The 21,599-nt window shown below is 35.3% G+C and carries 20 protein-coding genes and 1 tRNA gene; 11 read left to right on the top strand and 10 right to left on the bottom strand.

The annotated features are described in order from the left end of the window. Positions 1–2: 2 nt before the first annotated feature. The 5 genes from EJA19_RS00720 to EJA19_RS00700 all read left to right on the top strand — a co-directional run bounded on the left by EJA19_RS00720 (position 3) and on the right by EJA19_RS00700 (position 6,844). Complete coding sequence (locus EJA19_RS00720; RefSeq protein ID WP_125466426.1) at positions 3–1,286, top strand: glycoside hydrolase family 17 protein; 1,284 nt, start codon at positions 3–5, stop codon at positions 1,284–1,286. Positions 1,287–1,290: 4 nt separating this feature from the next. Then, entirely contained in the window at positions 1,291–2,769 is a 1,479-nt protein-coding gene (locus EJA19_RS00715; protein WP_125466425.1) for a glycoside hydrolase family 30 protein, read from the top strand. Between the two features lie 10 nt (positions 2,770–2,779). Further along, positions 2,780–4,216, top strand: a complete 1,437-nt coding sequence (locus EJA19_RS00710; RefSeq protein ID WP_125466424.1) for an MFS transporter — start codon at positions 2,780–2,782, stop codon at positions 4,214–4,216. Positions 4,217–4,239: 23 nt separating this feature from the next. Continuing rightward, positions 4,240–5,154, top strand: coding sequence for a glycoside hydrolase family 17 protein (locus EJA19_RS00705; RefSeq protein ID WP_125466423.1), 915 nt, complete (start codon positions 4,240–4,242; stop codon positions 5,152–5,154). Positions 5,155–5,323: 169 nt separating this feature from the next. Next, positions 5,324–6,844 (top strand): T9SS type A sorting domain-containing protein, encoded by a 1,521-nt coding sequence (locus tag EJA19_RS00700; RefSeq protein ID WP_125466422.1) that lies wholly within the window; start codon positions 5,324–5,326, stop codon positions 6,842–6,844. A gap of 79 nt (positions 6,845–6,923) precedes the next feature. Here EJA19_RS00700 and EJA19_RS00695 read toward each other — a convergent pair whose 3' ends face one another. After that, positions 6,924–7,334: a BrxA/BrxB family bacilliredoxin gene (locus EJA19_RS00695; RefSeq protein WP_125466421.1), complete on the bottom strand. Its 411-nt coding sequence runs from the start codon at positions 7,332–7,334 to the stop codon at positions 6,924–6,926. A 117-nt stretch (positions 7,335–7,451) separates the two neighbouring features. Here EJA19_RS00695 and EJA19_RS00690 point away from each other — a divergent pair, with 117 nt between their 5' ends. Next, on the top strand, positions 7,452–8,183 hold the full coding sequence (locus EJA19_RS00690) for a TerB family tellurite resistance protein (protein ID WP_125466420.1): 732 nt from the start codon (positions 7,452–7,454) through the stop codon (positions 8,181–8,183). On the opposite strand, the gene EJA19_RS00685 is transcribed toward EJA19_RS00690, so the two are convergent. Continuing rightward, a complete protein-coding gene (locus tag EJA19_RS00685) occupies positions 8,180–10,438 on the bottom strand; it encodes a TonB-dependent receptor (RefSeq protein ID WP_125466419.1) in 2,259 nt (752 codons plus the stop codon). The genes EJA19_RS00690 and EJA19_RS00685 overlap by 4 nt on opposite strands. Positions 10,439–10,541: 103 nt before the next feature. Between EJA19_RS00685 and EJA19_RS00680 the strand changes: the two genes are divergently transcribed. Next, entirely contained in the window at positions 10,542–11,198 is a 657-nt protein-coding gene (locus tag EJA19_RS00680) for a metal-dependent transcriptional regulator (RefSeq protein ID WP_125466418.1), read from the top strand. Between the two features lie 7 nt (positions 11,199–11,205). After that, on the top strand, positions 11,206–12,027 hold the full coding sequence (locus EJA19_RS00675; RefSeq protein ID WP_125466417.1) for a ZIP family metal transporter: 822 nt from the start codon (positions 11,206–11,208) through the stop codon (positions 12,025–12,027). On the opposite strand, the gene EJA19_RS00670 is transcribed toward EJA19_RS00675, so the two are convergent. The 4 genes from EJA19_RS00670 to EJA19_RS00655 form a co-directional block, all read right to left on the bottom strand. Next, positions 12,024–12,164: a FeoB-associated Cys-rich membrane protein gene (locus tag EJA19_RS00670; protein ID WP_125466416.1), complete on the bottom strand. Its 141-nt coding sequence runs from the start codon at positions 12,162–12,164 to the stop codon at positions 12,024–12,026. The two genes, EJA19_RS00675 and EJA19_RS00670, sit on opposite strands and share 4 nt — an antisense overlap. 1 nt (position 12,165) lies before the next feature. Next, entirely contained in the window at positions 12,166–14,268 is a 2,103-nt protein-coding gene (gene feoB, locus EJA19_RS00665) for a ferrous iron transport protein B (protein WP_125466415.1), read from the bottom strand. Then, positions 14,261–14,494 carry a FeoA family protein gene (locus EJA19_RS00660; RefSeq protein WP_125466414.1) on the bottom strand — a complete coding sequence of 78 codons (234 nt, stop codon included), beginning with the start codon at positions 14,492–14,494 and terminating at the stop codon, positions 14,261–14,263. The genes feoB and EJA19_RS00660 overlap by 8 nt, the downstream gene beginning before the upstream one ends. 71 nt (positions 14,495–14,565) lie before the next feature. Beyond that, positions 14,566–15,237, bottom strand: coding sequence for an SCO family protein (locus tag EJA19_RS00655; RefSeq protein ID WP_125466413.1), 672 nt, complete (start codon positions 15,235–15,237; stop codon positions 14,566–14,568). A gap of 163 nt (positions 15,238–15,400) precedes the next feature. On the opposite strand from EJA19_RS00655, the gene rseP reads away from it, so the two are divergent. Together rseP and EJA19_RS00645 are read left to right on the top strand one after the other, a co-directional pair. Then, the gene (gene rseP / locus EJA19_RS00650; RefSeq protein ID WP_125466412.1) at positions 15,401–16,747 is read left to right on the top strand and encodes an RIP metalloprotease RseP; all 1,347 of its coding nucleotides are present in this window, start codon (positions 15,401–15,403) and stop codon (positions 16,745–16,747) included. Between the two features lie 74 nt (positions 16,748–16,821). Next, positions 16,822–16,895 (top strand) — tRNA-Asn (locus EJA19_RS00645). A 264-nt stretch (positions 16,896–17,159) separates the two neighbouring features. On the opposite strand, the gene EJA19_RS00640 is transcribed toward EJA19_RS00645, so the two are convergent. The 4 genes from EJA19_RS00640 to EJA19_RS00625 all read right to left on the bottom strand — a co-directional run bounded on the left by EJA19_RS00640 (position 17,160) and on the right by EJA19_RS00625 (position 20,791). Then, a complete protein-coding gene (locus EJA19_RS00640) occupies positions 17,160–17,675 on the bottom strand; it encodes a hypothetical protein (protein WP_125466411.1) in 516 nt (171 codons plus the stop codon). A 139-nt stretch (positions 17,676–17,814) separates the two neighbouring features. After that, positions 17,815–18,708: a peptidase associated/transthyretin-like domain-containing protein gene (locus EJA19_RS00635; RefSeq protein ID WP_125466410.1), complete on the bottom strand. Its 894-nt coding sequence runs from the start codon at positions 18,706–18,708 to the stop codon at positions 17,815–17,817. Further along, a complete protein-coding gene (locus tag EJA19_RS00630) occupies positions 18,659–18,994 on the bottom strand; it encodes a hypothetical protein (RefSeq protein WP_125466409.1) in 336 nt (111 codons plus the stop codon). Before EJA19_RS00630 ends, EJA19_RS00635 begins: the two co-directional genes overlap by 50 nt. Positions 18,995–19,201: 207 nt before the next feature. After that, complete coding sequence (locus EJA19_RS00625; protein WP_125466408.1) at positions 19,202–20,791, bottom strand: hypothetical protein; 1,590 nt, start codon at positions 20,789–20,791, stop codon at positions 19,202–19,204. Between the two features lie 289 nt (positions 20,792–21,080). On the opposite strand from EJA19_RS00625, the gene EJA19_RS00620 reads away from it, so the two are divergent. Then, positions 21,081–21,596 carry a hypothetical protein gene (locus EJA19_RS00620; RefSeq protein ID WP_125466407.1) on the top strand — a complete coding sequence of 172 codons (516 nt, stop codon included), beginning with the start codon at positions 21,081–21,083 and terminating at the stop codon, positions 21,594–21,596. The last annotated feature ends 3 nt before the right edge of the window (positions 21,597–21,599 follow it).

The following is a 21,599-nucleotide window of genomic DNA, read 5'->3' as shown; positions in this document are numbered from 1 at the left end:
TAATGAAAACACTACGGTACATAACAGTAATAATGGCTTTTTTGCTAAGTGTTTTGTCCTGTAAAAAAGATAAAGAAACGCAATCACCAACCCAACCTACAAAACGTATGACTGCAAAAGAGATCCTAGGCAATCCAGACTATCAAGCTATTTCCTATGGAGGTTATCGTAAAACTTCTAGAGAATATCAGCCAACGGTAACACAGATAAAAGAAGATTTAAAAATTCTTAAAGCTTTAAACATTAAAGTGCTGAGAACTTACAACGTGCAATTGGCTCAGGCCTCAAACCTAATGAAAGCCATTACGCAGTTAAAAAAGGAAGATAAAACCTTTGAGATGTACGTAATGCTTGGTGCTTGGATAGATTGCAAAAATGCTTGGACCAATTTAGAGCCAGACCACTCTGTAGAGAGTGAAAAAAATGCTGACGAAATTAAGCGTGCAGTCGATTTGGCCAATCAATATCCAGATATCATAAAAATAATAGCCGTAGGTAACGAAGCTATGGTACGATGGGCAACCACTTATTATGTGCAACCCAACGTAATTTTAAAATGGGTTAACCATTTACAAAACCTAAAGAAAGAGGGTAAGCTGCCCAAAGATCTATGGGTTACCAGTTCAGACGATTTTGCGTCTTGGGGCGGAGGCGATAAGAGCTATCATAATAAAGATTTGGAACAACTCATTAAAGCTGTCGATTTTATATCGATGCATACCTACCCGTATCATAACACCCATTACAATCCACAATTTTGGGGAATTGACGACGAAGAAAAAACCCTTTCAAGCCAGCAAAAGATTGAAGCTGCGATGCAACGTGCCATTACGTTTGCCCAAAACCAATACCACAACGTTTCAAAGTATGTCCACAGTGTGGATTCTACAAAACAAATCCATATTGGCGAAACAGGATGGGCGTCGATTTCAAACGGCCATTATGGCTCAAATGGTTCAAAAGCAACAGACGAATACAAACAAGCGCTTTACTATCACAACATGCGAGATTGGACCAATAAGGAAGGGATTTCCTGTTTCTATTTTGAAGCTTTTGACGAGCCTTGGAAAGATGCCCAAAATGATAAAGGTTCGGAGAATCATTTTGGCTTGTTTACCGTAGATGGAAAAGCAAAATATGCGCTTTGGCAATCTGTTGATGATCATGTTTTTAAAGGCTTGTCTCGTGATGGAAAACCAATAGTAAAAACGTTTGATGGCAATACCGAAGAACTAATGAAAACGGTAGAAATGCCTGTTCAAAGAAAAAAATTAGCAACTCACTAAACCAATGTTTAAGAACGCTTACATACTAATTGCTGCAATAATTATGAGTGCTTGTTCAAAAGAAAAATCCCTCCAAATAGACGTTTTTGAAACAGCTTCAAACGGGAATAAATTAACGAGACTGACTACGTTTTCCGTTCAGGAAGACAAAAGCTCTATACAGCTAAATCCAGACAAAACGTTTCAAACCATTACAGGTTTTGGAGGTGCGTTTACTGAGTCTTCAGCGTATTTGTTGAACAAGCTGAGTAAAGACAATCGCAAAAAAATCATACAGGCTTATTTTGGTAAAGAAGGCGCCAATTATTCGTTATGCAGAACGCATATGAATTCTTGCGACTTTTCGCTAAGCCAATATTCTTATGCGCCAACCAAAGACAAGGCGCTTAAGGATTTTTCGGTCAAGGAAGATAAAGCAGATTTGATCCCAATGATAAAGGCGGCAATGCAAACTTCAGAAGACGGGTTTAAACTCTTTGCTTCGCCCTGGACCGCACCACCTTGGATGAAAGACAATAACCATTGGGTTGGCGGAAAGCTCTTGCCTGAATATTATGATACTTGGGCACTGTTTTTTTCAAAATATTTAGAGGCCTACAAAGCAGAAGGTATAGATATTTGGGGCTTTACGGTAGAAAACGAACCCCATGGTAATGGCAACAACTGGGAAAGTATGCATTTTACACCAGAGGAAATGACAGACTTTGTAGTTAACCATTTAGGGCCAAAACTGGAAACTGACGGTTATGGCGATAAGATTATTTTGGGTTACGACCAAAATAGAGCTGGCTTAAAAGAATGGGTAGATGTGATGTTTGCTACCGAGGAAAGCTCTAAATATTACGATGGGACAGCCATTCATTGGTACGAAAGCACTTTTGAAGTTTTTCCAGAAGATTTGCAATATGCACATAAAAAAGCACCCAACAAGTATCTTATTGAAACTGAAGGCTGCATCGATGCTGAAGTGCCACATTGGAAAGACGATGACTGGTATTGGAGCAAGGAAGCCACCGATTGGGGATGGGATTGGGCTGCTGAGGATGAAAAATATCTACACCCAAAATATGTTCCCGTACATCGCTATGCAAGAGATATTATTGGTTGCTTGAACAATTGGGTTGATGGTTGGGTAGATTGGAATATGGTTTTGGACAGGCAAGGTGGCCCCAACTGGTTCAAGAACTGGTGTGTAGCACCAGTGATTGTCGATCCCGAAAACGACGAGGTCTATTTTACGCCATTATATCATACTATGGTACATTTTAGTAAGTATATGAGACCAGGAGGCCAAGTTGTAGATGTCAAGCATACCGATGAAGAACTGCAAGTGGCAGCCGTTCAAAACCCAGATAATTCCATTGCCGTTGTGGTCTTTAACCCAACCGAACACCAAAAATCGTTCACGATCACTCTCGGCGAACTCTCAAAAGACATTTCAATTAACAAACAAGCCATACAAACACTAGTATTAACAAACTAAAAAAAATAATATGTCACATCAGAACACAGCCTCAAGAGATAAAGTGCCTATCGGACAAAAAGCGGCCTTTGGTGCTGGACATTTAATAAATAATCTAGTTCCTGGAATTTTAGGGGTTTTTGTGGTCATTCTTAAATCTGCCGATGGTTTTGGAATGGACACCGTGTTGGCAGGGCTTATTGTTGGAATTCCACGTTTGTTTGATGCTATAACCGATCCTGTTATGGGTTACGTTTCTGATAATACAAGTTCGAGATTTGGAAGACGTCGCCCCTATATTTTTATTGGCGCGATTTTTACTGGGATTATTTTTGTCATCCTGTGGCAAGTATATGACACTAATCCTGAAATGTATAATTTTTGGTATTTGTTAATTTTTTCAATCCTTTTGATTTTTGGAAACACCATTTTCTCCACACCACTCATTGCACTTGGCTATGAGATGACTTCCGATTATAACGAGCGTACCCGACTTATGAGCTTTGCTAACACCATTGGTCAAGTTGCTTGGATGTTGGTGCCATTTTTATATGTGCTTATACCAGATAAGAATATTTTTACCACTCAACCCGAAGGTGTGCGTACGGTAGCTTTAATTTCGGGTTTTGTGATTATTGCCCTAGGTATTTTGCCTGCCATATTTTGTAGAGGAATTGATGCTAGTAAAATGGAAGGTAGAGAGGATATTACCTTAAAAAGTGTTTTTAAAAGTATAGGTAAAATCTTTAAAGGCATAAAAATAGTTTTTAATAACAAGCCTTTTGTAAAACTATGCTTAGCTACTTTTTTGGTCTTTAATGGCTTTCAGATTGTTGCCGAATTTGGAGTGTTCATCATCAACTTTTATATGTTTGACGGCGATTGGGGAGCTTCAAAATGGTGGGTGGCACTTTTCCCTGCCGTTACTGCAGCTTACACTGCTTTTATTGCTATTCCTATTATCAATTGGATGGCCAATAAATTCGGAAAACGAAAGGCTTTCATCTACGCTACTGCCATTTCAATCGTAGGTTATATTTTAAAATGGTGGGGCTTCGATCCCGAAAATCACTATATGATTTTCTTGCCAATTCCACTAATGGCATTTGGTATGGGGTGCTTGTTTACCTTAATGATGAGTATGACAGCCGATGTTTGCGATTTAGATGAATTGGAAAACGGAATGCCACGTAAGGAAGGCACCTTTGGAGCCATTTACTGGTGGATGATAAAAGTGGGACAAGGTATTGCGCTTGTCTTTTCAGGAATAATATTAAAAGTCTTAGGCTACGACCCAACAGCTTCAACGCAAACGGCTGAAGCTCTGACGGGAATGCGAATTACAGATATTGCTTTACCTGCCTTAACAGCTGCCTTGGCCATTTGGGTTATGTGGAAATATACTTTAACCGAGGACCGCGCACGAGAAATTAAAGCTATCCTGGTCAAGAGAAGAGGAGAATTATAAACCATAAAAAGATTTACAAAGTAATGTCGTTACGAAACGAGAAATTTTTAGCACTAGCTTCTATGGATTATACCAATAAAAGCATAGAAGAACTAAGAGAGCTGTTTCATGGATTTTTGAATCAAGGTATGCACGGTTTGTGCTTTAGTCCTTATGAAGAAGGGCAAAAACCAGGAGACCAGCTATCAGAAAGCCAAATAAGAAGACGAATGGAAATTATTGCGCCTTATACCAAATGGGTGCGCTCATTCTCAACAACAGAAGGCAACGAACTCATACCGCAAATAGCAAAAGAATATGGCATTAAAACACTGGTTGGCGCTTGGCTTGGTGAGGATCCAAAAATCAATGAAAAGGAACTTTTGGGTTTAATCAATTTATGCAAAAGTGGTGCTGTAGATATTGCTGCTGTTGGTAATGAGGTAATGTATAGAGGCGATTTGACCGAAGATGAGCTATTGGATTTTATCTACAGAGCCAAAGCATCCATTAAAAACGTGCCAGTAGGTTATGTTGATGCTTATTACGAATTTACAGAGCGACCTGCTATTACCGAAGCCTGTGATGTGATTTTGGCCAATTGCTATCCATTTTGGGAAGGTTGTGACCAAGACTATTCGCTATTGTATATGAAAGATATGTACAACAGGGCTAAACGAGCCGCCAATGGTAAGAAAGTAATCATTTCTGAAACGGGCTGGCCTAATCAAGGTACTAATTTGGAAGGTGCCTTTCCATCAGAAGAGAACGCCATCAAGTATTTTATCAATGCTCAAAAATGGGCCAAGGAAGATGATATAGAAATGTTTTATTTCTCTTCTTTTGATGAGTCTTGGAAAGTGGGAACCGAAGGAGACGTTGGTGCGTTTTGGGGTATTTGGGACAAAAATGAGAATATGAAATTTAAAACACAAAAAGTCGATAATTCGGTACTGTAGAGCTATTAATTTTGTTAAAACCTTAAAAAATAAGGGTTTTTTATATGATTGTATAGTTTTTGTAGTGGTGTAAAATTGATTTTTTTGAGTTTCAATAAGTATTTTTACATGAACGGATTAGAATATAATAACTTTTTAAAACTAAATATTAATTTAAACCATATTAACAATGAAAAAAATTTTACTTATAGTGTTTACCCTTTCATCCGCAGTGATGTTTGGTCAATCTCTACCATTGGATTTTGAGGATGGTACTACATCTGCAAATTTTCAATTTGGAAGTCTGGGATATGCTAACATAGCAAACCCTGATATTTCAGGAATAAACACGTCATCACGGGTTTTGGAAGTCAATAAGCCAGATGCAGCAGACTGGTTTGCTGGTTTTGGATATGAAACCCCGGGCTCTGTTTTTATTGACTTAGCAAATGGAACAGCATTTACCATGAAGGTTTGGGCACCAATTGCCAATCAAAGTATTAGATTTCAAATACAAATAGGTCTTAATTCTGAACCAACTTATAATAGAGATGTTGTTATATCAACAGCAAATGTTTGGACAGAAGTAATCTTCGATTTTTCAAATCAGCCTGGGCTAACAGGAACTGAACAATACACAACTCTTGTGATACAGCCAAATTATGATCCAGCTTGCGAAGGTGCTAGTTGTACAACTGTTGGTGCAGGTAATGGTGGTATTTGGTACATTGATGATATTGTGCAAGTTGGTGCTCCAGAACCAACTTGTGACGATGGTGTACAAAATGGTGATGAAACGGGTGTAGATTGTGGTGGGCCAGATTGTGCACCTTGCCCAGAAAGTTGTGATGATGGCATCTTAAACAATGGAGAGGAGCAAGTCGATTGTGGGGGGCCTAATTGTGAGCCTTGCCCACCAGCCGATCCAACCGATGGTCCAGATAACAATGGTTCAACAGGTTCAGATTTTTACATTTATAGTGAACTTAGCGGTAACCCTAACTCATCAGACTTTTCAGGGTTTAATTTAGTGGATTTTGCAGGAAGTGTGACTATCTCACAGCCTGATTTAAATGGAGACATTGTACTTAAAGCAGAGAACTTAGACTACTTTGGTAGTGGATTTGGTGAAAGCTTTAACGCGACAGCTACTTACAGTTATGTACACTTAAATTATTATGCTACAACATCCACAGCTTGGAATTTTTCATTGGTAGACCAATCATTGAGCGCAACCATTTGTTGTGGAAACCCAGAAGAACCATTTTTCAGATTTGGCGTCGATGGACCTTTGGAAACGGGTCAGTGGGTTAGTGTGTTTATTCCGTTAGATCATTTTGCTAATTTTCCGGCTTTAGTTAGTGGGACTTGGGATGGTACGGATCTTATTCAGACTCTAGTAACTGGAAACGGAACTGTATTTATTGATAATATATTCTTCAGTACTACCAATGTGTTGAGTAATGATGAGTTTACTAGCATTGATTTTAAAGTATTCCCAAATCCAACCAAAGACAGTTGGAACGTGGTTTCAAACGCTATTGTGTCTGAGATACAAGTATTGGATGTCTTAGGCAAAAACATATTTACGTTAAAGCCCAATACTGCAATTAGCACGATAGATGCACAAGAACTGCCTAACGGTTTATATTTTGCAAAGATTACTACTGAAAAAGGTAGCGAAACTATTAGACTGGTAAAAAGCAATTAGAGATTTAGTCTAAAAAATATCCATAAAAAAAGGTCATTGATGAATTTCAATGACCTTTTTTAAATCGTTTTGTGTTTGCTTAACAATGATCGTTATAAGCATCAACAAGGTTTTCAGCAATCATTTCAGCTGGGCGCCCTTCAATATGATGACGCTCCAACATATGCACCAATTCACCGTTTTTAAACAACGCCATACTTGGCGAGCTTGGAGGGAATGGTATCATATACGCTCTTGCCTTATCTGTAGCATCTTTATCAACACCTGCAAAAACCGTTACTAAATGATCTGGTTTTTTAGCATTGTTTAAACTCATTTTAGCCCCTGGTCTAGCATTGGCAGCGGCACAACCACAAACCGAATTTACAACTACTAAAGTAGTTCCTTCTTTGGCTATGGCAGCATCTACAGCTTCTACTGTGTGTAATTCTTCAAAACCTACCTGAGTTAAGTCTTCACGCATTGGTTTTACTAATTCTGCTGGATACATATATTATGTGTTTTTAGAATTTTTATTTGTTTGTACAAAGATACCAATTGTGTAACAAACTCCATATCTGTTCTACAAACAAATAGTATATTTACCCATAAATAAAATTGATAGTTAATGAGTTTTACAAAATGGATTGGAGCTGCTTTAGGTTGGGCATTTGGTGGTCCTATTGGAGCCATTGTAGGTATGGCTTTAGGTGGTGTAATTGATGGAATGTCTAGTAGTGAAGCAAAAACGTTTAAAAGACAATACCAAACTAGAAGAACACAGTCGGGCGATTTTGAAGTGAGCCTTTTGGTGTTGGCATCTATTGTTATAAAAGCTGATGGCAAACCCGATCAACGTGAATTAGATTACGTGCGTCAACAATTTGCTGGAATGTACGGAAAAGAGCGTGCAAATCAAGCGTTTAAGTTGTTTAAAAGTATTAATAAGCAAGATATTTCGGCGAGACAAGTGTGTTTGCAAATCCGTCAAATGATGGATCACCCATCGCGCTTACAATTGCTTCATTTTTTATTTGGAATTGCCAAAGCCGATGGACATGTTAGTGATGCTGAGGTAAAACAAATTCAAACCATTTCAGGATATTTAGGTATAAGCCATAGAGATTTTGAAAGCATTAAAGCGATGTTTTATAACAGTAGCGACAATGCCTATAAAATTCTTGAAATCGATAAATCAGCTTCTGTTGATGAGATTAAAAAAGCTTACAGAAAAATGGCTAAGAAATATCATCCAGACAAGGTGATTCACCTTGGGAAAGAACATCAAGAAGGGGCTAAGGAAAAATTCCGTCAAGTACAAGAAGCTTACGAGCAACTTCAAAAAGAGCGAGGCTTTTAATTCACATTAAAACGTATTCCAAAAAACAAGCGTCGCCCTTGATTTGGCGCATACACATACGATGGGTCGAACGTTAATGCATAAGGGTTTTCGGGAGTAGCCATTACACTGCCATCTGCATTATATTGTACTTGTTCATCAAATGGGTCGTGAGCACGAGCAATAATAAACGGCTCGCCTTTATTTGGTGTCCAGTTTAATAAGTTTTTTATACCAGCGTAAAATTCAAGATTGCTTAACCCATCAAAAGTGAGTTGTATGTTCTGAATGCTCCACGTTGGTGACTTATCACTTCTTGGATCTAATTCGCCTAGTGTTGGCAATCGCATTGGGCCATAAATATTTCCTGTATAATCCAAAGTTAAATTGCTTTTGTAATGTTTGTAGGACAACGCCCAAGTTCCAGAGAATTTTTCGGTTAAAATTTGATCTATGGTTATATCGTTTTCGGTTTGTGATACGTCTTGATAAGTTACTCCTAAGAGCGCTTTTATACCACTTCCAAATACGGCATCTATATTTAAACTTGCACCTTTGGACGTGGCATAGCCATTCAGATTATTATAAATAATTTTATTGGGATCGGTATCATAATCAGGTAAAATGGCATTGGTGAAATGCGTGTGCCAAACTGAAGCATCAAAAGTGAACATCATACCATTTTTAGTATAGTGTTTTTTAAGATAATTGATGTTGATGTTGTATGATTTTTCAGGTTTTAGGGTTTCTTCTATCACCACATCTCTTGCACCTGTTAAGGCAGCGTGTTCTTCTGTGAATAGGTTAACTACCCGAAACCCCGTACCGGCATTTACCCTGATAATATCATCTTTACTAGGTTTAAAACGATAAGCAATTCGAGGTGTGAAAATAGAACCGTGGCGTTTATCATAATCGTATCGTGCACCCAATAATAGTTTTTGTTTTGATGATAGTGTGATTTCATCTTGGAGAAATAAAGAAGGAATGGTTACTTCGTCTGCTTTTGGGGTTGCAGTAGTATTGTCGTTGTAATAGTTATAGCGTGCCGCCATTCCAAGGAGTAAATCGTGATGTTTAAGTGGTTTGTCCCAAACTAATTGTCCAAACCCTATGCGTTGTTGCGCTATATAGGGCATATCGCCATACACTGAGTTTTGGTCGTGATTGGAATATGAAAACTGAAAATTAATGGTCTCTTTAAAAGGCAGTTGGTAATTGCCAATAAACTCAAATCGCGAGGTGTAAATACTCTCACCATACACGTCGTTTCCACCGCGATAATTTTTATTCCATTGCATTTCGCCGCCCCAACGGTCTTCGTAAAAATACCGTCCAGCTAGAGAAAACTTACGGTTTTTACGACGTTTAAAATCCCATTTTTGAAAGATTGAAATGCGGTCTTGCAGCGTGACATCGGTAAAGTTATCGTCGTTGTTATCTATGGGATTGGAATAGTTGTAGTAATTGGTTCCTAAAAGCATTGTTGCTTTTTTTCCTATTTTCGCTTTATAACCAAGATCCAAATTAGCTTCACCCCAACTGGTAACAAAACCATCAGCCGAAAGCTTAGCGGTATTTTCAGGACGTTTAGTAATAATATTGATCAACCCACCAACGGCTTCACTGCCATATAAAGACGACGCAGGACCTTTTACCACTTCAACTTGTTCAATTAATGAGTTGGGGATTCCTGAAAGTCCGTAAACAGTAGACAAGCCACTAACTATAGGCATTCCATCAATAAGAACAAGAGTATAAGGACCTTCTAATCCATTGATATGAATATCGCCTGTATTGCAAACATTACAATTAAGTTGTGGCCTAACACCATTTACGTTTTGTAGGGCTTCAAAAATATTAGGAGTTGGGTTTTTCTTTAAAAATGCAGGTGAATAGACTTCAACGGGAACAGGGCTTTCTAATCTGCTAACAGGTTTAAGCGTTCCTGTGATAACAACTTCATCTAGGCTTTCGTTGTTTTTTAAGGCAAAGTTTATGCTTAGGTTTTGGGTTGTAATTGTGATGCGTTTTATTTCCGTTTTAAACCCTGTAAACGACGCTATAATGGTGTATTCACCTGGGGTGACATTCATGATTTTAAAATGACCATTCTCGTTTGTTACAGCGCCTTTGGTAGTCCCTTTTAAATACACATTAACATAAGGTAGCGGCTCGTCTTCTGAGGTGACTTTACCCTGTATGGTAAAGCTTTGCGACATTACACTAACTGGAAATAAAACAATTGGTATTAGGATATATATAAATGAATACATTCTTTTGAAATTTATTTTTATGCAAATATAAAATTAAATTTAGACAAGGCTAAATATATATTTTATTGAAAGTAAATTGTATATTTGCGTAAACTAATTTTCTATGTTAACCTTATCTGAAGAGAATTATTTAAAAGCTATTTACCATTTGGGAAAGTTTGGTAGTCAATCGGTAAGTACCAATGCTATTGCAGAGCAAATACAAACCAAGGCGTCTTCGGTAACCGATATGATTAAAAAGTTGGCCGAAAAAGACTTGGTTAACTATAAAAAATATCAAGGAGCTACACTTACCGAAAGTGGCCGATTAACTGCTGCTTCGGTAGTGAGAAAACATCGTTTATGGGAAGTGTTTTTAGTAGAAAACTTGAATTTTAAATGGGATGAAGTTCATGAGGTGGCCGAACAGTTGGAGCATATCAAATCAGAAAAACTCATCAATCAACTCGATGCCTTTTTAGATTTCCCAACCCACGATCCACACGGCGATCCTATTCCAGACAAACACGGTAATATTAAGAAAACCGATAAGGAGTTATTGGCAAGTTTAAAACCAAGCGATGAATGTTTGTGTGTTGGCGTAAAAGACTCTTCAAAAGAATTTTTAAACTATTTAGATAAAAATGAAATTGCTTTAGGAACACACTTTAAGGTGATGTCTAAGGAAGATTTTGATGAATCGATGACTATTTTAATAAATAATGAAACAAAAAGCATCTCCAAAACAGTTTCTAATAACCTATTTGTAAAAGTAATTTAAACGTAAAATGACAGAAATTATTTCTTATTTTGAAAATATAGATCCTGTATTGGGTGCATTGTATGCCTCATTATTCACTTGGATTTTAACCGCAGCTGGTGCAGCATTAGTGTTCTTTTTTAAAGGTATGAATCGTGCCTTGTTAGATGGTATGTTGGGTTTTACAGGTGGTGTTATGGTGGCTGCCAGTTTTTGGAGTTTGTTAGCGCCAGGTATTGCAATGAGTCCTGGAGAAGGTTTTGTAAAAGTGATTCCCGCAGCAGTTGGTTTTGCTTTGGGTGCATTGTTTTTGTTTGGGTTGGACAAGGTATTACCACATTTACACATCAATTTTAAGGAAAGTGAAAAGGAAGGCGTAAAAACCCCTTGGCATAGAACTACATTATTAGTTTTGGCTATTGCCTTGCATAACATTCCTGAAGGTTTGGCTGTTGGCGTATTGTTTGGTGGCGTTGCAGCTGGAATTCCCGAAGCTACTATTGGTGGTGCTGTAGCCTTAGCATTGGGAATTGGTATTCAAAATTTTCCAGAAGGGTTAGCCGTGTCTATGCCATTACGTCGTCAAGGTGTGAGTAAATTTAAGAGTTTTTGGTATGGACAAATGAGTGCGATTGTCGAACCAATTTCGGCTGTTATTGGTGCTGTTGCGGTAACATTTTTTACACCTATACTACCTTACGCTTTAGCTTTTGCAGCAGGTGCTATGATTTTTGTTGTGGTAGAAGAGGTCGTCCCAGAAACCCAGCGTGACAATTATACCGATATTGCGACACTTGGCTTCATTGGTGGGTTTATTATAATGATGACTTTAGACGTTGCCTTAGGTTAATGGCAACCACAATCGGTGTCTCCACAAGTATTTTTAGATGTGGTTGTTTTAGGTTTCCAAATGAATTTCCTTATCAGGAACAGTAACGCTATTCCTAAAGTAGTAAATACTAATATGTTTTGAATAAGATCGTTCATTCTATTTTAAAATTTGATAAGCTACTAAAGCTACAAGATACGCAAAAGTACTCATAGTTACTAATTGAAGCATAGGCCATTTCCAGCTATTGGTTTCTCGTTTTACAATGGCCAACGTGCTCATACATTGCATGGCAAAGGCATAAAATAGCATTAACGAAATACCTGATGCTAGGTTAAATAAAGGTGTTCCTAAAACAGGATTTACTTCGCCAGCCATTCGGTTTTTTATGGTTTCTTCTTCGTCGCTACCTACACTATAAATGGTTGCTAATGTTCCTACAAATACTTCACGAGCAGCAAACGAGCTTACAATGGCTATACCTATTTTCCAATCGTAGCCTAAAGGTTGAATAACCGGTTCGATGGCGCGACCAGTTAAACCAATAAAACTGTGCTCTAATTTATAGGACGCAATGTGTTGTTGTAGTTCTTCATCCGAAAGATTTTCAGAAGCATATTGTTCGGTGACAATGCTTTCTGCTTTATTAAAATTGTCTCCAGGGCCGTAGGACGCCAAAAACCAAAGAATAATAGAAATGGCTAGAATAATTTTACCTGCTCCAAAAACAAAGGCTTTGGTTTTTTCAACTACCGTAATAGCAACATTTTTAAGTAACGGCATTTTGTAATTAGGCATTTCAACTACAAAAAACGAGCGACTTTTAATCTTCATGGTTTTATGCAACACATAGGCCGAACCAATAGCTGCACCAAAACCTATTAAATACAACAACATTAGCGTTAACGCTTGATAACTAATAAGTCCTAAAAAGCGTCCTTCGGGAATAACCAAGGCGATAATAATAAGATATACAGGTAGTCTTGCAGAACAGGTTGTAAATGGTGTGACTAAAATGGTAATTAGACGTTCTTTCCAGCTTTCAATATTACGCGTGGCCATAACAGCAGGAATAGCACAAGCAGTACCCGAAATAAGTGGCACCACACTTTTTCCACTAAGGCCAAAGCGACGCATAATTTTATCCATTAAAAACACCACGCGACTCATATAACCGCTTTCCTCTAAAACAGCTATAAATAGGAATAAGAAGGCAATTTGAGGAATAAAAATAACAATACCTCCTAGACCAGGAATGATGCCTTCGGCGATAAGGTTGGTAAATTGTCCAGCGGGTAGTGTGGTTTTAGTCCATTCGCTTAAAGAGGCAAAAGCGCTATCTATAAAGTCCATAGGAACGGCAGACCAATCGTAAATGGCTTGAAAAATAAGCATTAAAATAGCAAAGAATATAAGGTATCCCCAAACCTTGTGAGTTAAAATCCGATCGAATTTTATACGTAAATCTTTAGCTGTTTTTAGGTCTATAGTTTGTCCTTTTTTAAGGACATTGTTTATAAACTGATAGCGTTTTATCGTTTCTTTTTGTTGTAGTCTTTTTAAGTAAGATTTGCTTTTGGTTTTAAAGTTTTCAAGCGCATCAGACTCTTGGCGTTCTATATCGCCAAAGTTTACATCTTGTGTAATAACCAACCAAAGTTTATACAGTAATTGGTTTGGAAAGGCTTCTTTTAAATTACCAAAATATTCTGGGTCTATCTCGCTAGCGTTTAAACACGGCTCGGCAGATAATTTTCTGTAATCGGAAATAAGCTCTTTAAGCTGCGAGATGCCTTGGTTTTTTCGTGTACTTACTAACGCTATTTTTGTGTTAAGTTCTTTTTCAAGTAACTCAATATCTAAAGAAATGCCTTTGTATGCCATTCTATCGGCCATATTAATGACCAAAATGGTAGGGATTTCTAAATCTTTAATTTGTGTAAAGAGTAATAAATTACGTTTAAGATTTTCTACATCGCTAACCACAACAGCAACATCTGGAAAATCTTTATCGTTTTTATTTAATAGGAGTTCGATAACCACATTTTCATCTAACGACGACGCATTTAAACTGTAAGTTCCTGGCAAATCGATAATATGGGCTTTAACGCCACGTGGTAATTTGCAAATACCTTCTTTTTTCTCAACCGTTATTCCGGGGTAATTCCCAACCTTCTGGTTTAAGCCTGTTAGAGCATTAAAAACAGAGGTTTTTCCAGTGTTGGGGTTTCCTATTAGGGCAACGTTAATCTGCTTACTCATTGACAATATTGATTAAAATATGAGTAGCAGTTTCTTTACGAATGGCCAAATGCGAGCCATTAATGTTTAAATACATAGGATCGGCAAACGGTGCTACTTGGACAAGCTCGACATCGTTACCTGGGAGACATCCCATTTCTAAAAGTTTTAATGGAATATGAAACGACGAGACATCTTTTATAATGCCTTTTTGTCCTCGTTTTAGTTGTGCTAGTGTAACTTCCAAGCTTATTTAGATTGATTTTAAAAAGCAAAAATAAGTCAAAAAGTTAGGGTAAAAAAATGCTTAACAAAAAACTAAGGATTTTCCTGTTTTAAAACCTCTATATCATGAAGTAATCGGTCGATTTCTTCTGGCTTTGTGCCATCGTAAAACCCGCGAATTTGTTGCTTTTTATCGATAAGCATAAAATTTTCGGTATGAATCATATCAAACGGGCCACCATCGCCATTAGTTTTAACCGCCAAGTAGCTTTTACGTGCTAGTTCGTAAATTTGTTTTTTATTACCAGTAACTAAATTCCATTTACTATCGATAACGCCTTTTTCAAGCGCGTATTTTTTTAACTGAGCCACCGAATCAATATTTGGTGTAACAGTATGCGAGAGCAACATCACTTCATCGTCATTTTTAATGTTTTTTTGAATTTGATACATGTGGTCGGTCATGATTGGACAAATGGTTTGACAGGTGGTAAAAAAGAAATCGGCCACATAAATCTTGTCTTTGTACGTGTCTTGCGTTATGGTCTCTCCATTTTGATTGGTTAGAGAGAAATCGGCAATTTTATGGTATTTTTTTTGGTGTTGAATGGTGCTATCCACCATTTCATAATTCACCATAGCGGGTTGATAAATAGGTAAGACTTCAACGGGTTTTAAAATAAAATAAAATGTTGTAATAATAATTACCGAAAGTATGGCTAGCGTAATGCCTATATATTTGTAACCTTTAAAGAAGTTGAGCATTTTGTATGTTTTTCAATACAAATTTACAATGAAATTTTATGTTGGTTATTTAAAAGTCTCCTAAATGATTGTTAAACGATACCGAACACTTTACGTAATGTTTTTAGTACTGGTATAAAAACACTACTTTTGTGCGTTAATTTAAAATAAGACACCAATTTACATGGAATTTGTAATTAAGATATCCCAATTTTTACTTAGCCTTTCATTACTTATTGTACTTCATGAGTTAGGGCATTTTATACCAGCCAAGGCGTTTAAAACACGTGTAGAAAAGTTCTATCTATTTTTTGATGTTAAGTTTTCACTCTTTAAAAAGAAAATAGGCGACACCGTTTACGGTATAGGTTGGTTGCCTTTAGGCGGTTATGTGAAAATTTCCGGTATGATAGACGAAAGTATGGATAAGGAACAAATGGCACAAGAGCCAAAACCTTGGGAGTTTCGTTCTAAACCAGCATGGCAACGTTTAATTATAATGCTTGGTGGTGTTACGGTTAACTTTTTGTTGGCCATAATTATTTATATTGGGATGAGTTATGTTTACGGCGATAAATTTTTACCTGTAGATCATATAAAAGATGGGTTATTGGTAGAAAGTAGCGTCGCTAATAAAGCTGGTTTACAAACAGGTGATAATGTTGTTGCTGTAGATGGCGAGCCGATAGAAAACTTCTCTGAAGTTTCTGAAAAAGTTCTTTTTGGCACAAACATTACTGTAGATCGTCATGGCACCCAAGAAACGATTACACTACCTGAAGACTTTTTAGCCCAAATTATCGATGCTAACGAAAAAGCATTTTTAAACCTAAGAATGCCGTTTGTAGTCTCTAAGGTTCCCGATACGTCTCATAATAGTTCTAGCGGCTTACGTAAAGGCGATATTATTGCTGCTATAAATGGGAAAGACACCAAATATGCCGATCAAGTTGTTGCTGCTTTAGACGACTTTAAAGGCCAACAAGTTACTGCAGAAGTGTTGCGTGATAAGCAAACCGTAACGGTCCCTTTAAGTATTAATAACGCTGGTAAACTAGGCTTAGTTTATGCTACTGGTGCTACTCCAGAAACGTTACAAGAGTTAGGGTACTATACGTTTGAAACCAAGACATATGGCTTTTTTGAAGCCATTCCTGTAGGCTTTGTGAAAACCAAAGAAAAACTAGCTTCTTATGTAACACAAGTTAAAGCTATTTTTACACCAAGTACCGGTGCGTATAAAGGTGTTGGTGGTTTTAAAGCGATTTACGATATTTTTCCAACGGTTTGGAGTTGGCAATATTTTTGGGGTATCACCGCCTTTTTATCTATTATGTTAGGGTTTTTAAACCTGTTGCCTATTCCAGCCTTAGACGGCGGTCATGTGATGTTTTTATTGTATGAAATGATTTCTGGTAGAAAGCCAGGTGATAAGTTTATGGAGTATGCCCAATTAGTTGGTTTTATTATTCTTATTGCTTTGGTATTGTTTGCTAATGGTAACGACATCTTTAAAGCTATTTTTAAATAGAAATATTTTTCAAAATAGTTTGTTGAAAGTAAAAAATAATATATATTTGCGCTCGCAAAAGCGAAAAAGAATCTTCCTCAGTAGCTCAGTTGGTTAGAGCATCTGACTGTTAATCAGAGGGTCGTTGGTTCGAGCCCAACCTGAGGAGCAAATAACAAAAGCCTTTACAGCAATGTAGAGGCTTTTTTTGTACGCAATACTTAGGGTTTAACTGCACTTACTACATTAATTGCATTTTCTTCAACAAGTTAGATTATTCCTTATTTCTATTAAAAAAAGGCCTCTTTTAAGACTCCCATCTAATTTAAAAAGACACCCATAAAATTTAAAACCAAAAAAAATGAAAATCAATATATTATTTGTCATAAATAAACACAAAGCAAATGCTAAAGGATTCTGTAGTCTTATGTTTTTAATTTTCACAAAAAGCTTGCAAGAATAATAAATTCCCATGCTCAAAACTTTGTAGGAGACTTTTACCAGCTCTTGCGTAAGATTGAGCTTTACTTCTTCCTGTTATTTGAATGTTTTTTTCAGTTGTTTGATATGTTAAATAATTATCCATAGTTGCGTTTCTAAAACCTTTATTCCAAACAATTTGATCAATTTTGATTGTAACTTGAATAACGGAATCAGATGGAAATCCATGACTTTCTCTAAAAATGAATTTTGTATTATACTTTTTGTTTAGTTCTTCTAATGATTTTTTGAAGGTTTTTTTATAATCCAATTTTTTTCCTTTTGTAAACGAGGCGTAACCATTTTTATATGTTCCTATGGATTCTATTCGAATCAAATTACTAGATTCATCCCATACAATATGGATGGTTTTGTTACAATCTATTTGCGATTTGATTTTATTCATTTTTCTACTAGAAGAACATCCAATAAGTAAAATAACAATAATTAGTAGTCCTATTTTCTTCAAATTCTCGATGGGATTTAATGTTGCATAACGGTCTCGGCTTATGAGTAGTTGTGTGGTTTAGCAATTACTTATAGCTATTGTTGGCAATAGTTTTTTAAGTCAGTTTGTTTGTAGTGAGGAAATTTTGACATTAATAATCCTATTTTTCAACAACTTCAATTCCAAAATTCCTACATTGTATTCTTTCCTTGCTATACAAAGGCTCTTCCCATCTATTCTTACTAGGATACCAAAACAATTCAAAAAAATTTGAATTATTACTTATTTGTGTTTGACCAAAACCTGGTCTATCTGTAAATCCTTTTGATAAATAATAATCTTTATCATAAAGTGAAACGACAATAAATATACCTTCTTCTGGAAAATCTAAATTATATTCTGAAACATCAATTTTCAATATTTTTTGATTTTCTTTTTTACCCACTGGAAGATCTTTCTCAAATATATTTTTTTTAGGCAAAAAAGTAACTGTATCAACTGTCATCAGATTTAGTTTGAACGGAATATACTTCCCTTTTGGATTATCAAATCCCTTTCTTGACTGAAAAACTATATTACGTATTTTATAATTCTCACCTTTTAACTCGTTTGGAACATAAACGGCATTTTTTAAACTATAAGGAAATCTTACATCCAATCCCTTCATGAAAAGTTCTTTGTAAGATTTTTCAGGCAACAAAATATGTTTTTTTGGTTTTTTTTTAACTGAAATTACTACTTCTTCTAGTGAGTTGTTTTTCTCTTTCATGAAAATTACTTCCTGCTTTTTTAATTCGCTCTTTACTACTTTAAATGTTTCATAAGTCAGATGCTCAATTTTCAATATATTAAAATCATTTTTTAGTTGCACCTTAAAATAACCAGACTCATCTGAATATGTTATTAATTTTTCATCTAAAAAAATATGAGCAAAATCAATCGATGTTGAATCTTTTAAGCTTAACAACCTAATATTTTTTGAGTTTTGAGCAAAACCTATTTGATTAGCGATTACACTTAAAATAATTACAAATGTAACTTTTATATGTTCCATAACTTTTAAGTTTTTTAAGGCTGCCAAATTTGACAGCCTTAAATTTACTACAAACAACTAGCTTCAAGATAAGTAGGGCAAGCTCCCCTGTTCTTGTATGCCAACCAGTACCATCATACTTATTGTATTCCCATTGACATTCACATGCATAAACACCTCCATTGTAAGAAACTATCTGATGAGTAGCTGTCATGTTCCGGACAGCAAGCTTGCCTCCTGTAATTTCTTTTTGCTGCTTTTTGTAGAGAACAGCAACACCTTCTAATTTAAAAATGTTTTTTAACATACATGTGAGAAATTATAAAATTATATTTGCCGTGAACATTTAGAGACACTCACAGTTTGTGTCTATCCCTCGCGAGAGAATATTGTTTAAAACATAAAACCCGTTTTTTCAGTAGCTTTACTCAATCTCAATAGACCATTGCTTTTTCTTGTTGTTTCACTCACTTGCCTAATTTGCTGAATGGAAATGAGTTTAATATATTTCCTCTTATTTTAATAAGCTTTTAAAGTTCTCAACGTCAAAAGTATTAGGAACAGCATTAAATAGAACCTTGTTGTTTTTGTCTAGAATTACATATCTAGGGAGTTGTATGAAATTCCCATGGTTAACTTTAAAATATTTAAGCATTTCAGATGTCATTTTTTTATCCAAAACTTTATAATTGGACATTCCTTTCATGTGGTTTTTAAATAAAACTAGGTCTTGATGCCATTGTTTGGTTTTGGCTATTGAAATAAAAATCCATTCGGTATTATCTTTATTAATTTGTGATTGAAGGTTTTTAATTTTTAATAAATCGTCAATGCAGCGTTCACAATAATCGTATGATTTATGTTTATTTATCCAAAACGCCATAAACTTTGTTGATTTCTTATTTTTAATTAAATCTTTAAAAGCAATGGTATCGCCTTTAATCGTGAGCAATTTTTCCTGAAGAATTTTATGGGGTATTTTAAAATTAAACACCTTTAATTCTTCTTTTACATCTTTAACAGCAGCTGTGTAAGATGTATCTGTTTTTTGTTTTAAATAATTTTCAATCTCTGCTTTTAAACGCGAATGTGTAACCTTGTCTTGTCCGAAGCCTTTCTTAAAATAATCAACAATAACTTTAGCCTTAGCAAATCGTGCTATTTTTCCTTCTAGGTTGTTATTAATGTAATCTAACTCAATATCAAAATTTTCTTTATTATAAACGACACTTTGCTGTTTTGTAAAATAATATCTGATATATAGTGAAAGACTTCGCTTAAAATAATCATTGTTAATTAAGTCTGATCTTTTAAAATCTTCAATCCTGATATCATCAAAATAATTCTTCAAGTTTAAAATATCAGTGTCAAGGTTTTTGCTTTGATTTTTAAATAAAGAAGTAAATCCATCCCTATTATTAACATACGAATTTGGAATACTGTTAGTAATAGACCGTGGTGCAACTAAATTATACATATATTCAAATTTCATTTCTGCTTTAACCTGATTTACAAATTGCTTGGAAACCTGATGGGTTTTAATATAGTCTTCGAAAAATGCCTTTCTTTTTTTAAATATGCTGTTAACTTTTATCTTATAGTCTTCTGGATTATCTTTAAATCCAATAGTGCTATACGGGCTTTTTAAATTATCTAGTTCTTGATAGAAATTATAATGGTTGGCATTTAAACCTTTGAATGTAATTTTCTCATTTTTTATTACCAAATTAATACTGTCTCCTGGAGTGACAAACACTTTGGTATTGTGAAGTTTTTTTCCGAACATCATAAGCTCCAATATTTTTTCATTTTTCACGGAATCTAATGATATTACTGTGGTGTTACCATTCTTTTTTATATGCTGTCCTTTTGGTTTACCACCATTAAAATTGGCATAATCAAGTATATTTAAATACTCCAAAGCCATTGGATCATCAGTCTCTACAGATATATAAACGGGTTTAATATTTCCTTTTGAACTATGATCTCTAGAATTGGTATCCTTGTGTCTTTCGGTATTTTGTTTGCAAGCGAACAATCCTATAACAACTGTTATTAACAATAAACTTTTAATAGATAATAACTGTTTTTTTGTAGTAACCATTTTTTAGAAAGAAAATAAATATATTAGGCCTTCTTAAATGAGGGTGGTTTAATATACAATTTAATTTGTTCTTTTGCTGAAGAAGGATTTAATACTACGTTTTTATAGTTTTATCATGATTTGTCTTAAGTTTATTACCACGATACAATAGATACTTAGATAAAACTAGAAGCTATTTTGAAGAAAGTAAAGATACAACCATATTAAGCAATGATGCTACTAGGATTAAACAGATGAAGAGAAGGAGGGCGGATAGTATTAGAAGTACAATTTTTAAACATTAAATATTATGAAAAATTTATTAGCTATCATAGTTATTATTTTTACACTTTTAGTTTCCTGTAAAAAAAACAAGAAGGAGATAAAAAATATTGAAGAATCTCAAAAAGTGAAAGAAAGCTTTATTTCGTTAACCTTTCCTGATACAGTTGAAATTAATGAAGATGTTAAAGGCTATGTTGAATATTATAGTGCATTTGATACTATTACAAAAAAACTATATGAAGGAGAAGATACTCTTAGAATTATAACAATGTATATAAAACAAAATGAAATTTTTATACCTAATAATACTAAAGGATTACTTAATAGTAAAGTGAAGGACAGTTTTTATCCTAGAAAAGAAGATGTTAAAGAAAGAAATCCAATAATTCATTTTAGTAAAAAATTTGGCTCCGAAGGTAAGCACTATTTAGAGGTGTTATTAAGAGATGAAGTATTAATTGATACTGCTGACACAAAATCTTTAAGACTTTTAGAGAAGCACCTGTTCATTTCAAAGCCTATTTATGTTAAAAATAAATAGTTC

It is taken from the genome of Mangrovimonas spongiae (genome assembly GCF_003944795.1).
GTDB classification, from domain to species: Bacteria; Bacteroidota; Bacteroidia; order Flavobacteriales; family Flavobacteriaceae; genus Mangrovimonas; species Mangrovimonas spongiae.
Note: the sequence above shows the minus strand (reverse complement) of the source record. Positions and strands in the feature narration are given on the sequence as shown.

Excerpts from the sequence above, each read along its gene's own strand:
- EJA19_RS00635 (WP_125466410.1), bottom strand. The coding sequence starts at position 18,708 with ATGGAACATATAAAAGTTACATTTGTAATTATTTTAAGTGTAATCGCT.
- EJA19_RS00685 (WP_125466419.1), bottom strand. The coding sequence starts at position 10,438 with ATGTATTCATTTATATATATCCTAATACCAATTGTTTTATTTCCAGTT.
- EJA19_RS00720 (WP_125466426.1), top strand. The coding sequence starts at position 3 with ATGAAAACACTACGGTACATAACAGTAATAATGGCTTTTTTGCTAAGT.
- EJA19_RS00695 (WP_125466421.1), bottom strand. The coding sequence starts at position 7,334 with ATGTATCCAGCAGAATTAGTAAAACCAATGCGTGAAGACTTAACTCAG.
- EJA19_RS00630 (WP_125466409.1), bottom strand. The coding sequence starts at position 18,994 with ATGTTAAAAAACATTTTTAAATTAGAAGGTGTTGCTGTTCTCTACAAA.
- EJA19_RS00675 (WP_125466417.1), top strand. The coding sequence starts at position 11,206 with ATGACAGAAATTATTTCTTATTTTGAAAATATAGATCCTGTATTGGGT.
- EJA19_RS00620 (WP_125466407.1), top strand. The coding sequence starts at position 21,081 with ATGAAAAATTTATTAGCTATCATAGTTATTATTTTTACACTTTTAGTT.
- EJA19_RS00710 (WP_125466424.1), top strand. The coding sequence starts at position 2,780 with ATGTCACATCAGAACACAGCCTCAAGAGATAAAGTGCCTATCGGACAA.
- feoB (WP_125466415.1), bottom strand. The coding sequence starts at position 14,268 with ATGAGTAAGCAGATTAACGTTGCCCTAATAGGAAACCCCAACACTGGA.
- EJA19_RS00715 (WP_125466425.1), top strand. The coding sequence starts at position 1,291 with ATGTTTAAGAACGCTTACATACTAATTGCTGCAATAATTATGAGTGCT.
- EJA19_RS00690 (WP_125466420.1), top strand. The coding sequence starts at position 7,452 with ATGAGTTTTACAAAATGGATTGGAGCTGCTTTAGGTTGGGCATTTGGT.
- EJA19_RS00670 (WP_125466416.1), bottom strand. The coding sequence starts at position 12,164 with ATGAACGATCTTATTCAAAACATATTAGTATTTACTACTTTAGGAATA.
- EJA19_RS00700 (WP_125466422.1), top strand. The coding sequence starts at position 5,324 with ATGAAAAAAATTTTACTTATAGTGTTTACCCTTTCATCCGCAGTGATG.
- rseP (WP_125466412.1), top strand. The coding sequence starts at position 15,401 with ATGGAATTTGTAATTAAGATATCCCAATTTTTACTTAGCCTTTCATTA.
- EJA19_RS00625 (WP_125466408.1), bottom strand. The coding sequence starts at position 20,791 with ATGGTTACTACAAAAAAACAGTTATTATCTATTAAAAGTTTATTGTTA.
- EJA19_RS00705 (WP_125466423.1), top strand. The coding sequence starts at position 4,240 with ATGTCGTTACGAAACGAGAAATTTTTAGCACTAGCTTCTATGGATTAT.
- EJA19_RS00655 (WP_125466413.1), bottom strand. The coding sequence starts at position 15,237 with ATGCTCAACTTCTTTAAAGGTTACAAATATATAGGCATTACGCTAGCC.
- EJA19_RS00680 (WP_125466418.1), top strand. The coding sequence starts at position 10,542 with ATGTTAACCTTATCTGAAGAGAATTATTTAAAAGCTATTTACCATTTG.